Source organism: Amycolatopsis thailandensis (assembly GCF_002234405.1).
In the GTDB taxonomy this organism is placed as follows: Bacteria; Actinomycetota; Actinomycetes; order Mycobacteriales; family Pseudonocardiaceae; genus Amycolatopsis; species Amycolatopsis thailandensis.
Genome location: NZ_NMQT01000034.1, coordinates 50,967 through 64,496, shown reverse-complemented (window position 1 = coordinate 64,496; position 13,530 = coordinate 50,967). Strand labels below are relative to the sequence as shown.

Sequence of the window (13,530 nt, the reverse complement as noted above, 5' to 3'; positions counted from 1 at the left end):
GTCCCTTGCTCTCTTTCCGCAGGTCAGCACGCCGGCAGGAGGTTGCGCCGCCACCCCAGGAGCGCGCGAAAACTCCCAGCTGAACCGAGCAATCTCGACCTTCACACCTCGAGAAGTACATGAAGGCCCCTTGCTTGCGCTAGGCGCAAGCAAGGGGCCTTCATGTACAGCAAGCCACAGGTACCGCTTCGGCGCCTTGCCCCTCAGGTTCCCAATGTCGCATTTGAGACGCTGAGCGTCTCAAATGCGACATTGGGAACCTCGGAACGACCCTCAGCCCCGACGCTGCGCAGGCACCCGCGCATCGGCGAACAGATGCTTCGGCCAGCTCGACAGCTTGTTCATCGCCCATTCCAGCGGCCCGCGCCCGACGAACTTCCGCCACAGCACCGCGCCGGTCAGCGCGACCACCGAGAACTCGACGAAGTGCAGCACGCTGAAGATCGAGTCGCCGTCGCTCCCGTCCCACAGCAGCGCGATCGCCACGAAATGCAGCACGTACGCGCTCAGCACCCGCCCGCCCAGGTCCGAAAGCGGCCGCAGCACCCGCTCGAATCGCGGCATCAGCAGCTGGCAACCACCGATCACCGCCGCCGCGATCCCGATCGAGATCAGCAGGTCGAACGGCGTGTACGAGGTCCCCGTCGGCAACAGTTCCCAGGCCCAGCTGGTGGTCGGCGGCGTGCCGTGGATCCAGGTCTGGTGCAGCCGGAAGAATTCCTGCGGCGTCATCCCCATCTGCGCGGCCGCCGGTTCGAGTGACCGGTAAACGGCCTGCATGCCGCCGAGCGGCCCGGTCGCGATCCAGGACACGAGGTACCCGCCTACCGCGAGCGCCGACCCGCCGAAGAACAGCCTGCGGCACACGCTGCGCGAAGTCAGGTCCATCCGCCCGATCGCCATCCCCGCGAACACGTACGCCATCAGCGTCAGCGCGGGGAACGTCCCGGTCAGGACGAGCACGGTCGCGGCCTTCAGCAGCCCGGTCGACGTGACATCTTCCGCGGTCAGGTCCGGCGCGAAGAAGAGCAGGTCACGGGGCAGCAGCTGGATCCGGATCAGATGCGACAGCAGCGGGCCGGCGATGGCGACGACGACCGAGGCGATCGCCAGCGCCTTCGCGCCCGCGCGCAGCCAGGGAATCGCGAAGAGAAAACAGGCCCCGTAGTAGGCCAGGATGACCATGTAGCCGGTCTCGAGGCTGGTCAGCCACAGCCCCAGCGCCACCAGCAGCGGCGCGCGGGTCGCCAGCTTCAGCGCGACACGCGTGCGGTCGCGGCCCACTTTCGGGCGGCGACCCCCGGACATCAGCGCGATGGAAACGCCTGCCAGCACCGCGAACAGCGCCGCGGAGTGGCCTTCGAACGGTTTGAACAGCACCCCGACGCCGCCTTTGGCGGGTTCGGGTCCGACATGCACCGCGTACATGCCGAGTACGGCCAGGCCGCGGGCGACGTCGATGCCGGTCAGCCGCCCCGCGGCCCGTTTGCCTTGTCCGGGAACAGTTCGCGCGCTGTCGACCAGCGCGCGGTCCATCACAGTGACGCCGTCCACCTCATTTCTCGGCTAGCCCCCTGCCGTCCCCGCCTTAGCGTGACGATCAAATCTGAGAGCGAGCTGAGACGCAGCGGTGACGCCACTGTGACATGCGACTATGACCCGATCGGGTCAGCCACCGACGGCGAAACCGACCTTGCGGACGTCCGACGGCGCGATCTCCACGTAGGCGATCCGGTCGGTGGGCACGATGTACTTGCGGCCCTTTTCGTCGTCGAGGCGGAAGATCCCGTCGCCGGCCCTCAAGGCGTTCGCGACCAGTTCCTCGACCTCGTCGGGCGACTGGCTGCTGGACACCACGAGCTCTCGCGGCGTGTCCTTGATGCCGATCTTGACCTCCACGTGGGACCTCCGCTTGAAAGTTCGAAAATTACTGGTGCGCCAAGGCTAGCCGAAAGGCTCAGCCGAGCCCCAGCACCTGCATGCGCTTGGTGTGCCCCTGCTGCAACCGGCGGAACAGCGCGGCGATTCCCGAAAGGTCGCCCGAGCCTTCGACGATCAGTTCGGCGAGCCCGTCCCGCTCGGCCACGACGTACTGGGCTTGCGTCAGCGCCTCGCCCAGCAGGCGGCGGCCCCACAGCGCGAGCTTGTCCCGCGCCTTCGGGTCGGCCTGGATCCCGGCGGCGACCTCGCGCTCGGCGAACGCCGAATGCCCCGTGTCGGCGAGCACGGTGAGCACCAGCTCCTTGGTCTCGGGGTCGAGCCAGCTGGCCATCTCGCGGTAGAGATCCGCCGCGAGCCCGTCGCCGACGTAGGCCTTCACCAGCGACTCCAGCCAGGAGCGCGGCGCCGTGGAGGCGTGCCAGGCGTCGATGTGCCCGACGAACGGCCGCATCGCGTCCTCGATCGCGACGCCGTGCCCCGCGAGATGCCTGGTGAGCAGGTCGTAGTGCCCGATCTCGGCGGCCGCCATGGACGCCAGCGCGGCCCGTCCGGACAGCGTCGGCGCGGTGCGCGCGTCCTCGGCCATGCGATCGAATGCGGACAATTCCCCATAGGCGAGTACGCCGAGCAAATCGACTACGCCTTCACTGATCTGCTTTGCCTCGGTCACGGCGGAAAGAGTATCGCCGAACACACCTTCGGGGAGGTGAAGAGACCGATCCCACCCTCACCGGCGCGGCGGGGACTTTCCTAAAACCGCAGACCAGGTACACTGACGGCCGGATACGACGGATCTTCCGTCCCGGATCGGGACGCCGCTGCGGCTGAAGGACAGCCGGTGTGGCCCCGGTCAGCACAAGAATGATGTGCGTGCACGCCATCCTGCGGCATTCCCACGAAGGGCCGCTTCAGCGCCAGTAGCGCGGAGCCGAGCGAATTTTCGTGGTCGAGTGTCGATCGGTGACCAGGGCAGTGCGCGCTGGTCACGAGAGAGGCGAGCACCCTGACCACGAACGAAACCACAACCGAAGAGAACACCACCACCGGCGTCCCGGCCGCCGTCGCGCTGGAGCACAGCGAGACAGGCCCGGCCGCGCTGGACACGTCGCACCCGCTGCAGGCGGGCGCGCCGGTGGAACCCGAATCCCCCACCTTCGCCTCCTTCGGCGTCAAGCCGGAGATCGTGAAGGCCCTCGGCGAGGCGGGCATCGAGCGCACCTTCGCCATCCAGGCGCTGACGCTGCCGCTGGCCATGGCCGGCGACGACCTGATCGGCCAGGCCCGCACCGGTATGGGCAAGACGCTGGGTTTCGGCGTCCCGCTGCTGCACCGCGTCGAGGTCCCCGGCGACGGCACCCCGCAGGTGCTGGTCGTCGTGCCGACCCGTGAGCTGTGCATCCAGGTCGCGAACGACCTCAAGGGCGCCGGCAAGCACCTCGGCATCCGCACGCTGGCCATCTACGGCGGCCGTCCGTACGAGCCGCAGATCGCGGCGCTCCGCAACGGCGTCGACGTCGTGATCGGCACCCCCGGCCGCCTGCTGGACCTGGCCGAGCAGAAGCACCTGGTGCTGGGCAAGGTCCGCGGGCTGGTGCTGGACGAGGCCGACGAGATGCTCGACCTCGGCTTCCTGCCGGACATCGAGCGCATCCTGCGGATGGTCCCGGACAAGCGGCAGACGATGCTGTTCTCGGCGACCATGCCGGGTCCGATCATCACCCTGGCCCGCACGTTCCTGACCCAGCCGACGCACATCCGCGCCGAGGAGAACGACGCCGGCGCGATCCACGAGCGCACCACCCAGTTCGTCTACCGGGCGCACTCGATGGACAAGCCCGAGCTGATCGCCCGCGCGCTCCAGGCCGAGGGCCGCGGCCTGACGATGATCTTCACCCGCACCAAGCGCACCGCGCAGAAGGTCGCCGACGAGCTCGTCGAGCGCGGCTTCGCGGCCGCCGCCGTGCACGGTGACCTGGGCCAGGGCGCCCGCGAGCAGGCGCTGCGCGCGTTCCGCTCCGGCAAGGTCGACGTGCTGGTCGCCACCGACGTCGCCGCCCGCGGCATCGACATCGACGACGTCACGCACGTGATCAACTACCAGACGCCGGAGGACGAGAAGACCTACGTCCACCGGATCGGCCGCACCGGCCGCGCCGGGCGCACCGGTGTCGCGATCACCCTCGTCGACTGGGACGAGGAGCCTCGCTGGAAGCTGATCTCCGACACCCTCGGGCTCGACATGCCCGAGCCGGCCGAGACGTACTCGTCGTCGAAGCACCTGTTCAGCGACCTGGGCATCCCCGAGGGCACCACCGGCCGCCTCCCGCTGTCGAAGCGGACCCGCGCCGGTCTTTCGGCCGAGGCCGAGGAGGACCTGGGCGGCAAGCGCCGGGGCCGTGGCCACGGTCCGAAGGAGGACGAGGCTCCCCGCAAGCGCAATCGCGCGCCGCGCAAGCGGACCCGCGGCGGAGCCGACTCGGCCGCCAAGATCGAGGCCGCGGACGCCGCTGCCGCATCGGCGGAAGGCACCGGGACCGAGGCCGCCGAGACCTCTTCGGAAGGCCGGACGCGGACCCGCCGCCGCAGCCGCGGTGGCGCGAAGCCGAGCCCGGAGGTCAGCGGTCCGGCGGTCGAGAAGGAGGCGGGCGACAGCGCCGAGCGTCCGGCTCGCCGACGCCGCCGTCGCCGTCCGTCGGCGACTTCTGATACACCTGCGTCGGCAGACTGAGCTTTCATTCCGCGGACGTGGGGGGCTAGGGCACGTGAGCGAACGCTGGGACGCCGCGCCGGACAACGATCCGGCGCGGCCCGTGCCCGCCGAACCAGAGCAGACGCCGAACGACGTCGAGCCGGGGACGGCTGAGAACGCGATCGGCGCGGAAGACGTGCTGGACGCCGAATCCGCGCCGGTGGCGGCCGGCGAGCCGCCACTGGCCGGGAAACGCGCCCGGCGCTCGCCCTGGAACCGCACGCGGGATCGCGTGATCGCCGCGGCGATCGTGGCCCTCGTCGCGGTCACCGGCGTCGTCATCGGCGTGAACAGCGACAGCGCGGCAACGGTCACGCAGGTCGCCACGACCTTGCCACCCGGGCTCCCGCCCGCACCGGCGCAGGTCCCCGGCTCGCTGACCGAGCTGTGGCAGGCGCCGAGTTCGTCGACGCCCGTGCCGATCGGCGAGGCCAACAGCGTCGTCACCGCCGAGAAGGGCGAGGTGCTCGGCCGGGACCCGTACACCGGCGACGTCCGCTGGCGCTATTCCCGCGATCTCGAACTGTGCACGGTCGCCCTCGCCGGGATCAAGGTGGACGCGGTGTACCGCAAGGACACCGGGTGCAGCGAGGTCACCCAGCTCGACACCGGCACCGGGCGCCGCACCGCGCAACGCAACGGCGACGCCGAGTTGGGCACCCGGCTGGTCGTCGACGGCTCGCACGTCACCACGACCGGCAAGAAACTGCTCAACACCTGGCGCGACGACCTGGTCAAGAGCATGGAGTACGGCCAGGTCCCGGCCATCGTGAACGCGAACAAACAGCCGAGGACGGGCTGCACCTACGGCACGGTGGCCGCCGCGGCGGGCAAGATCGGCGTGATCGAACGCTGCCCCGGAGACCCGGCCGACCGTTTCACCGTCTACCGCGCGACCAACGACGAAGCCGACGACCCGAAGGTCGACTACAGCACCGTCCTCGCCGGCAAGAACGCGAAAGTCGTCGCGATGTCCGGCGACCTCGCGCTGATCGTGCTGCCCGAAGAGAAACTGCTGGTCATCTACGGTGGCGACGGTGTGCAGAAGTCCGCGTATCCGCTCGACGCGCCCGCCGCGGACCTCGCGCAGGATCCCGAAGGCGGCATCATGCCGATCGCGTGGACCGCGCAGGGCGTCTACTGGTTCACCGGCTCGAAGACGATGGCGTTCTCGCGGGACGACCTCACCCCGCGCTGGTCGCTGAACGGCTCCGTCGGCCCCGGCGTGACCTTCGGGGAGCAGCTGGTCGTGCCGATCAAGGGCGGGCTCGCCGTGCTCGACGAGCTGAGCGGCACCACGATCCGCACCGTCGGCATCGACAGGCGCGGCTACAACGGCCCGGTGCAGCTGTCCTCGGTCGGGCCGGTGCTGCTGGAGCAGCGCGGCCCCACGCTGGTCGCCCTCAAGTGACCGCCGGGCGATAGCAAAGGTCCCTTGCTCCCGCCGCCGTCAGCGCGTCGTCGTGGTCGTCGAGGTCTTGGTGCGGAACCGGCCGATCTCCTTCCAGCACCACTTCTCGCCCTCGCGGGCGAGCGTGCCGGTGCCGGTGCGGGTCCGCCCTTCGACGTTCAGCGTGACGGACATCGTGAACTCCGTGTCGGAGGCTTTCGTGGTCTCGCCGAGCGCGGCGTCCGAAACTTCGCTGACGTGCTCGATGGCCTGCGTGACGTCCTTGTCCGCGTTCGCGCACTTGAGCGCCGTCAACGCGGGCCCGTCGTGGGCGTTGATGCCGTCGATGATCGCCTGCGCGGTCGCTTCGGGACCGGCTGCCTTGTCCTTTCCGAGAAAGAACCCGGGAGCGACGAACCCGGTGATGGCCAGCGTGACCAGCACGACCACCGCGGCGGCGATGCCCACCAGCAGGCCGGTGTTGCTCTTCTTCGGCGGGGCGGGCGGCCCGCCGAAGCCCTGTCCGTACTGCTGGTTCTGACCGGGATACTGCTGGCCGTAGCCGCCGGGGTACTGCTGCTGCGGAGGGTACTGCTGCTGCGGGTACGCGCCGCTCTGGTCGTAGCCGCCCTGCTGATACTGCTGCTGCCCTGGGTACTGCTGCTCCGGGTGCTGCTGCCCGTCATGGCCGTACTGGGGCTGTCCTGGCTGGGGTGGGTAGGTCATAACGGTGCCCTTCGTCCTCGCTGCGCGGCGGGTTGTTCGTCTACGACGCGCCCAGTGAGTTCAAAGTTTCGTCGTGCCGGAGCTCTTTTCCGATCACATGGCAGTTTGCTGCCGTCAGTTCCACCAGAACAGGCTCAGCGCGGCCATCACGCTCACCACGACGCCGAGCCCCGCGAAGCCCGCGACGCGGCCATTACGCGAATCGGCGATGCGTTGGGCCAGCAAGGCGACCACCGCCGCGACCGGATGTCCGATCAGCATCAGCGGCCCCGGTCCGGGAGCGCCGGTGAACAGGCAGATCGCGGCGATCGCGAGGACGATGACCGCGAGCACGACCATCCCGGCCGCGAGCGAACCGGTCAGCCCGCGCCAGAACCGGCCGCGTTCGGGCGCCACGGGCTCACCCGGTCCCGCGGGCGGCGGCGTGGTCGCGAGTTCTTCGGTGTCCGGTGACGACACGTCCTCGCCTGTCCAATCGTCTTGTCTCGGGATCTAGGGCGCCAGCAACTCCCACGGCTGAGCCGCGGGCCCGGCTTCCTGGCCTGCCGCGCAACTGGGCCGGAAGTCGCACCAAGAGCATCGGCGGCTCGGGCGGGCGGGGAACAACACGTCCTCGTCGCCACCGGCGTTCAGCGTATCCGTTGCCAGCCTCAGGTCTCCGGCGGTCTCGTCGGCGCGTTGGAGATGCCGTTTGAGGCTCTGCTCGGTGTGTTCGGCGGCCGCGACGGTGCCAGTGGGCACGTGGTGCAGCTCGACCTGGTAGCACGGCGTCCGCAACGTCCTGGCGGCCGCGACCGCGTACAGCGCCAAAGCCTGCGATGAGCGCGCCTCGTACTCGTCCGGCTCACGGCGGCCGGTCTTGTAGTCGATGATCACCAGTTCCCGGCCGCGCTGGTCGATCCGGTCGGCGCGGCCCTCGATGATGAGGCTGGGCCCGCTGCCCGGCTCGAGCGTGACCGGCGCCGAAACCCAGCGCTCCAGCCCGACCGGCTCGATGCTGACGTCGTTGTGCTCGACGTACTCCGCGACCCACCCCTTGGCCCGCGCTCGGTACCGGGCGGCCTGATCGGAGTCTTCGAACCCGGCGTCCTTCCAGTGCTCGGCGACGAGCGCCATCGCCCGCTGCGGCACGCGCTTGATCACCGGCAGGTCGAACAACGCCCGCAAAGCGTTGTGCACCACCGCGCCCAGCGTGCTGTGCGCCCACGCGCCGGTGCGTGTCGGGGACGGGCGGTCCAGATACGACATGCGATAGCGGCGCGGGCAATCTTCGAACGTCGCGAGGCGCGCGGGCGAGACCTTCGTCAGCTTGCGCGGCGCTTCGACGCCGAAGTCGAAACCAATCTGCTCCATCGGATCACCCCGCCCGCAACGCTACGCACCCCCACCGACACTTTTCGAGGGGATCCCCGCCGAAGAGAGCAAGGGACCTTTGCTATCGCCCGCTTGGGACCGCGGGCTCGCGCGGGGTTCGTGTGGGTCGGGCGTGCAATGAAAGAGCCTTTCCTTGCAAATTTTGCAAGGAAAGGCTCTTTCATTGCATCGCGCGGGTGGGAGCGCGAGGCGGGAGGAGCAAGGGACCTTTGGTATCGCCGCACCGCTGGAGCAGGTACATGAAGGCCCCCTTCACTGCGCCTGGCTCCGTGAAGGACCCCTTCATGTACTTGGGGCCGCGGTGAAGGGCGAGTTTCCTCCGCTGAGCCGAGGGAAGGCGGCCTTCACGCGCGCCCGCTGTGGCATGTGGGGTTTCTGGGGCGCCTGAGGTTCCTGTGGCGCCTGGGGCGGAGCGGCGGTCCGTGAAGGTCGCCTTGAGGGACCCAGAGTCCGTGAAGGCCTCCTTCACTACCTTCAGGGTAGGCAAGGAGGCCTTCACGGACTTACATCTCTCTCAACATTGAGACAAGCGATAGCAAGGGTCCCTTGCTATCGCTTGTCTCAACGTTGAGAGAAACGATAGCAAGGGACCCTTGCTATCGCCGCGCGAAAGCCGAGGGCCGGTTAGGTGCCCGAGATGAAACCCTTCACCGAGTTCGCCACCAGTTCGACCGCGATGGCGGCCAGCAGCAGACCGGCGATCTTCGCCAGCAGCGTGATCCCGCTTTCCTTGATCAGCCGGATCACCACGCCCGAGTACCGCATGCACAGGTACAGCACGAAGTGCACCGTCACGATCGAAAGCGCGAGAGCCACGTACGCGCCGACGTGCCCGTCGGCCTGTCGCACGAAGACGATGGTCGCGGCGATCGCGCCCGGGCCGGCGAGCAGCGGCGTCCCGAGCGGCACGAGCGCGACGTTGACGTCGTCGCCCGCCGCCTCGGCCTCGCCACCGGTCTTGCCGGTCAGCAGCTGCAGCGCGATGAGCAGCAGCAACAGCCCGCCCGCGCCCTGCAACGCCGGGATCCCGATGCCGAGATACGACAGGATCGCTTGTCCCGCAACGGCGAACAGCGAGATCACCAGCAGCGAGACCAGCACCGCCTGCCGCGCGGCCTTGGCGCGGAACGCCACCGACTTGCGGCCGGTCAGGCTCAGGAACACCGGCACCGTGCCGGGCGGGTCCATGATGACGATCAGCGTGATCGTCGCGCTCATGAACAGGCGCGCGTCGAAGAAGTCCGTGATCGTCACCGCGTCACGACCTGGTACCCGGTCGACCGCGCGACGAGTTCTTCGAGCGCGAGCGGGTCGGTGGTCTCGTCGCCGAGATCGATGGTCTTGTTCGTGCCGTGGTAGTCGCTCGACCCGGTGCGCACGAGCCCCAGCTCCCCCGCCAGCCCGTGCAGCCGGACGCGGGTCTCCTCGTCGTGGTTCGGGTGGTCGACCTCGACGCCGGTGAGCCCGTGCCCGGCCAGTCCGGCCAGCACGTCGACGGTGATGGTCGCGCCTCGCGTGTAGGCGAAAGGATGCGCGATCACGGTGACGCCGCCCGCTTCCGCGATCATGTCGATCGCGTCCTCCACGAGGGTGTCCTGCCGCGCCACGAAGTACCCGCTGCCGTTGCCGAGGTAGCTTCCGAAGGCCTCGTTCACCGACGAGACGACACCGGCCCGCACGAGGGCCTGCGCGAGGTGCGGGCGTCCGGCCGAACCGTCTTCGGGCAGCAGCGACATGACCTCGTCGGGGTCGACCGGCAGGCCGTCGGCCGCCATCCGCTCGGCCATCACGCGCAACCGCCAGCGCCGCTCAGACCGCAGCCGGGTCTGCTCGGCGACGACCGCCTTCGACTCCGGGTCGAAGAGGTACGCGAGCAGGTGGACACTGACGTGCCGCCCGGACACCGGATCCACGGAGATCGTGGACAGCTCGGCGCCGGGCACCAGGGAAAGCCCCGGCGGGAGTGCCTCGGCGGCCGGGGCCCAACCGGCCGTGGTGTCGTGATCGGTGATCGCGACTACGTCGAGGCCCGCCTTCGCGGCGGCGGCGACCAGCCCGGCAGGGCTGTCGGTACCGTCGGAGGCGGTGGAGTGGGCGTGCAAGTCGATGCGCATCGCCGCTCAGTATCGACGATGCTCCAGGTCACAGCGACTCCGGGACCTGGGCTAACCGACCTTCTTCTTGCCGCGCGCCGCACGCTGCGCCTTGATCATGGAGAAGCGCTCGGCCTGCTTCTGCTTGTCGCCGAAGACGAGCTCGGAGATGGTGTCGTAGAACTCTTCCGGCTTCGGCAGGTAGTCGATGCGGTTCAGCGCCTGGATCTGACCGGCCGACTCGACCACCATGGTCCCGTACCCCATCATCCGGCCCCACGCCGAACGTTCGTAGGTGAGGTCGGTGACCTTGGTGATCGGCATCATCAGCACTTTGGTCGTGTAGACGCCGGTGGTCATCACGAACCGCTTGTCCGTGACCACCAGCCGCTCGACCCACCACTCCATCACCACATACGCGAAGCGCAGGATGACGAGCAACGCGGCGTACCAGAGGATGTTCTGGATCACCCACGCGGCGGGCGGCAACAGGTAGGACACCAGGACGCAGATGGCCAGCAAGGCCACCGCCTCGAAGGTGTCCCACAACAGCACAGCCCAGTGACGGCGGATCCTGATGACCCGTCGCTCGGTGTCGAGGAGATACTCGTCTGGATCGCGTGGGGCGAACATACCGATAGAGTATCCGCTCCCCCGCTAGCTGAAGACGTTGCTGACGAAGGTGATCACCGATTCGGCCGAGTCACGCAGGAAGCCGATGATGTTTCCCACGAGGCCCGCGGCCTGACCTGGCTGCGCGATCACGAAGAACAGCACCAACGCGATTCCTGCGAAAGTGAGTAGCTTTTTCGCGTTCACGGCGATCAATCCTGTCTCTTACGGTGACTGACTGCGGATACTGGCTATTCATTTTGTACCGCACCTTCCACCGGCGCGGGAGGGAAGTCCCGCGCTTGGGTCAGCCGGCGAGGTGAAGTGTACCGTACGGCTACTCTCCGTGTACAGGACAGCCGTTGTCAGGAAGCCGGTGTCTACCATTCGGGAATGAACACCGTTTCGGACAGCACCGTCCGCTGTGTCGGCGGCATCGTCCACGACCGACTGGGCCGGATTCTGCTGATTCAGCGCGCGAATGAACCCGGACGTGGACTCTGGTCGGTCCCTGGCGGCCGCGTGGAACCAGGCGAAACGGACGAAGTGGCTGTCATTCGCGAGATGCGCGAAGAGACCGGTCTCGACGTGATGCCGGGCACATACGTCGGCAACGCCGTCCGCGGCCGGTACGACATCCACGACTACGCCTGCACGGTCACCGGCGGCACTCTCCGTGCCGGTGACGACGCCGCCGACGCCCGGTGGATCGACGCCGAAACCTTGATCGAACTCGACAAAGGCGGCCGGTTGGCCGAACTCTTGTTCGTCACTCTCCGCGACTGGGGAGTGCTGCCGACCGGGCCCCGCTCGGAGGCTTGACACGTGTCGTGTCCGAATCGGCGAATGCCGCGGGGATAAAGCACCGGGTGAGGTGAAAATTATCCTCCCCGATGCTTTCCCGACATGTCCGCCGGTCGCGCGAAAAGCTAAACCGCGAGCCAGGTCATCCGCTGTCCGTGCGGAGCCGTCCTGGCCAGCGCGCGCACGTCCGGGACGCCACCGTCCCAGCGGACCAGCCCGAGCACGGCCTGGTCCGCGGGTTCGGCCAGATCGGTCCTGCCGGGCACCAGCGGTTCCAGCGCGGCTGCGTAGAACTCCTCGCTGACCCACCACAGCGGCCGGGACGCGGCGAGTTCCCGCAGCGCGTCGAGGAAGTCCACCCGCCGCTCCCCCAGATACGCCAGCACATGGCTGGTCAGCACGACGAGCGGAGCGTCGGCGGGCAGGGTGGCGGCCGCCGAAGCGAGATCGTCGACGGCGTCGCCGGTGATCAGTTCCGGCCGCTGTTTGCCCTGCGCGGCCGCGGCCGTGCGCAGGAGCCGGATCCGGTCGGGCTGGTCGGCCCAGACACAGGCTTCGAGCCAGGCCAGCTCGTCCTCGTCGGCGAGGTCGACCGGAGCGCGGTCGAGACCGGCGCGGGCGGTGATCGTCAGCTTCTTCGGCACCTTCGGCGTGACTGCGCCGATCGCGAGGTCCAAGGCACAGTGCAGGCCGACGGCGGTCTTCGCCGGCCCGGCGGTGAGCTGCTCGCCGCCGTCGCACTGGTAGCGGTAGGCGTATTTGTCCAGGCCGAGGAGCAGCCCGGCGCTACAGCCGACCTCGAGCAGCGCGATCTTGCCGCCCGCCTCCTTCGCCGCCGCCGTCACCGCGGGATAGAGCAGCGCGGCGCGGCGGACCTCGTTGGTCTGTGTGTACCGCGAGGCGATGATCGCCCTGGCCTTGTCCGCCCGTTCCAGCAGGAACGAACGGAAGAGCGGCCACGTCTCCGAGTCCACCCCGTCGAAACCGCCGACGGACGGGTAGTACCGCGAGAGCGGGTGGATCGGGTCGGCCTGGATGAGCCGGTGCGCCGTCGCCATCAGCAGCGTTCCGCGCGCTTCACCGCCGCGGGCGTCCGTCAGCAGCCCGGCGATGTCGTCGTCCTCGGCCGCCTTCGCCGCCAAGTGCTCGTACAACGGCGAAACACCGGCCGCCTCGACCGTCGCGAACTTCCACAGGCGGCGTTTGATCTCATCCAGCCCGATGGGCATCGACGCGCTCCCTCTCCTGACAGTCGTTATTCGTGCGGCACGGGACGACCTGGCTGCTCGCCGCCCCTGGCGTCACCGTAAGACCGCTTCGGCACCATCACCTTGCGACGGAACACACACACGATCGTGCCGTCCTGCTTATAGCCTCGGGTCTCGACGTAGACGACGCCGCGGTCGTCCTTCGACTTCGACGGCGTCTTGTCCAGCACCTCGGTCTCGCCGTAGATGGTGTCACCGTGGAAGGTCGGCTTCACGTGCTTCAGCGATTCGACCTCGAGGTTCGCGATCGCCTTGCCGGACACGTCGGGCACCGACATGCCCAGCAGCAGCGAGTAGATGTAGTTGCCGACCACGACGTTCTTGCCGAAGTCGGTGGTCTCCTCGGCGTAGTGCGCGTCGAGATGCAGCGGATGGTGGTTCATGGTGATGAGGCAGAACAGGTGGTCGTCGTACTCGGTGACCGTTTTGCCCGGCCAGTGCTTGTAGACGGCACCGACCTCGAACTCTTCGTAATAGCGACCGAACTGCACCCATTCCTCCTGCACGAGTAACGCGGCGTGAGCCTGGGACGACAGGCATTCGTGTTGAGGAGTACCCTCGACCATTGGTGTC

General features: G+C 68.4%; 15 protein-coding genes. 3 read left to right on the top strand and 12 right to left on the bottom strand.

Features of this window, described 5'->3' with window-relative positions; translation table 11 throughout:
- Window positions 1–273: 273 nt before the first annotated feature.
- From CFP71_RS11195 to CFP71_RS11185, 3 genes are all read right to left on the bottom strand, one after another.
- A complete protein-coding gene (locus CFP71_RS11195; RefSeq protein WP_093933769.1) occupies window positions 274–1,554 on the bottom strand; it encodes a heparan-alpha-glucosaminide N-acetyltransferase domain-containing protein in 1,281 nt (426 codons plus the stop codon).
- A gap of 114 nt (window positions 1,555–1,668) precedes the next feature.
- The gene (locus CFP71_RS11190; RefSeq protein WP_005167610.1) at window positions 1,669–1,899 is read right to left on the bottom strand and encodes a DUF3107 domain-containing protein; all 231 of its coding nucleotides are present in this window, start codon (window positions 1,897–1,899) and stop codon (window positions 1,669–1,671) included.
- Between the two features lie 58 nt (window positions 1,900–1,957).
- Complete coding sequence (locus tag CFP71_RS11185) at window positions 1,958–2,611, bottom strand: ferritin-like fold-containing protein (RefSeq protein WP_093933786.1); 654 nt, start codon at window positions 2,609–2,611, stop codon at window positions 1,958–1,960.
- A gap of 462 nt (window positions 2,612–3,073) precedes the next feature.
- Here CFP71_RS11185 and CFP71_RS11180 point away from each other — a divergent pair, with 462 nt between their 5' ends.
- Both CFP71_RS11180 and CFP71_RS11175 read left to right on the top strand, forming a co-directional pair.
- Window positions 3,074–4,669: a DEAD/DEAH box helicase gene (locus CFP71_RS11180; protein WP_093933768.1), complete on the top strand. Its 1,596-nt coding sequence runs from the start codon at window positions 3,074–3,076 to the stop codon at window positions 4,667–4,669.
- Between the two features lie 34 nt (window positions 4,670–4,703).
- A complete protein-coding gene (locus tag CFP71_RS11175; protein WP_093933767.1) occupies window positions 4,704–6,101 on the top strand; it encodes an Rv3212 family protein in 1,398 nt (465 codons plus the stop codon).
- A gap of 39 nt (window positions 6,102–6,140) precedes the next feature.
- Here the strand turns inward: CFP71_RS11175 and CFP71_RS11170 are convergent, their stop codons facing one another.
- The 7 genes from CFP71_RS11170 to CFP71_RS11140 form a co-directional block, all read right to left on the bottom strand.
- On the bottom strand, window positions 6,141–6,806 hold the full coding sequence (locus CFP71_RS11170) for a hypothetical protein (protein ID WP_093933766.1): 666 nt from the start codon (window positions 6,804–6,806) through the stop codon (window positions 6,141–6,143).
- A 114-nt stretch (window positions 6,807–6,920) separates the two neighbouring features.
- Window positions 6,921–7,265: a hypothetical protein gene (locus tag CFP71_RS11165; protein WP_093933765.1), complete on the bottom strand. Its 345-nt coding sequence runs from the start codon at window positions 7,263–7,265 to the stop codon at window positions 6,921–6,923.
- A 33-nt stretch (window positions 7,266–7,298) separates the two neighbouring features.
- On the bottom strand, window positions 7,299–8,159 hold the full coding sequence (locus tag CFP71_RS11160) for a RecB family exonuclease (RefSeq protein ID WP_093933764.1): 861 nt from the start codon (window positions 8,157–8,159) through the stop codon (window positions 7,299–7,301).
- A 645-nt stretch (window positions 8,160–8,804) separates the two neighbouring features.
- Window positions 8,805–9,434 carry a MarC family protein gene (locus tag CFP71_RS11155; protein WP_016331481.1) on the bottom strand — a complete coding sequence of 210 codons (630 nt, stop codon included), beginning with the start codon at window positions 9,432–9,434 and terminating at the stop codon, window positions 8,805–8,807.
- On the bottom strand, window positions 9,431–10,294 hold the full coding sequence (locus CFP71_RS11150) for a PHP domain-containing protein (RefSeq protein ID WP_093933763.1): 864 nt from the start codon (window positions 10,292–10,294) through the stop codon (window positions 9,431–9,433). Before CFP71_RS11150 ends, CFP71_RS11155 begins: the two co-directional genes overlap by 4 nt.
- A gap of 51 nt (window positions 10,295–10,345) precedes the next feature.
- Window positions 10,346–10,906, bottom strand: coding sequence for a PH domain-containing protein (locus CFP71_RS11145; protein ID WP_016331479.1), 561 nt, complete (start codon window positions 10,904–10,906; stop codon window positions 10,346–10,348).
- Between the two features lie 24 nt (window positions 10,907–10,930).
- Window positions 10,931–11,101: a hypothetical protein gene (locus tag CFP71_RS11140; RefSeq protein WP_085939772.1), complete on the bottom strand. Its 171-nt coding sequence runs from the start codon at window positions 11,099–11,101 to the stop codon at window positions 10,931–10,933.
- Between the two features lie 177 nt (window positions 11,102–11,278).
- Between CFP71_RS11140 and CFP71_RS11135 the strand changes: the two genes are divergently transcribed.
- Window positions 11,279–11,707 carry an NUDIX hydrolase gene (locus CFP71_RS11135; protein WP_093933762.1) on the top strand — a complete coding sequence of 143 codons (429 nt, stop codon included), beginning with the start codon at window positions 11,279–11,281 and terminating at the stop codon, window positions 11,705–11,707.
- A 107-nt stretch (window positions 11,708–11,814) separates the two neighbouring features.
- On the opposite strand, the gene CFP71_RS11130 is transcribed toward CFP71_RS11135, so the two are convergent.
- Together CFP71_RS11130 and CFP71_RS11125 are read right to left on the bottom strand one after the other, a co-directional pair.
- On the bottom strand, window positions 11,815–12,918 hold the full coding sequence (locus CFP71_RS11130; RefSeq protein ID WP_167406077.1) for a DUF2332 domain-containing protein: 1,104 nt from the start codon (window positions 12,916–12,918) through the stop codon (window positions 11,815–11,817).
- Window positions 12,919–12,944: 26 nt separating this feature from the next.
- The gene (locus tag CFP71_RS11125) at window positions 12,945–13,523 is read right to left on the bottom strand and encodes a MaoC family dehydratase (protein WP_341866885.1); all 579 of its coding nucleotides are present in this window, start codon (window positions 13,521–13,523) and stop codon (window positions 12,945–12,947) included.
- Window positions 13,524–13,530: the final 7 nt, after the last annotated feature.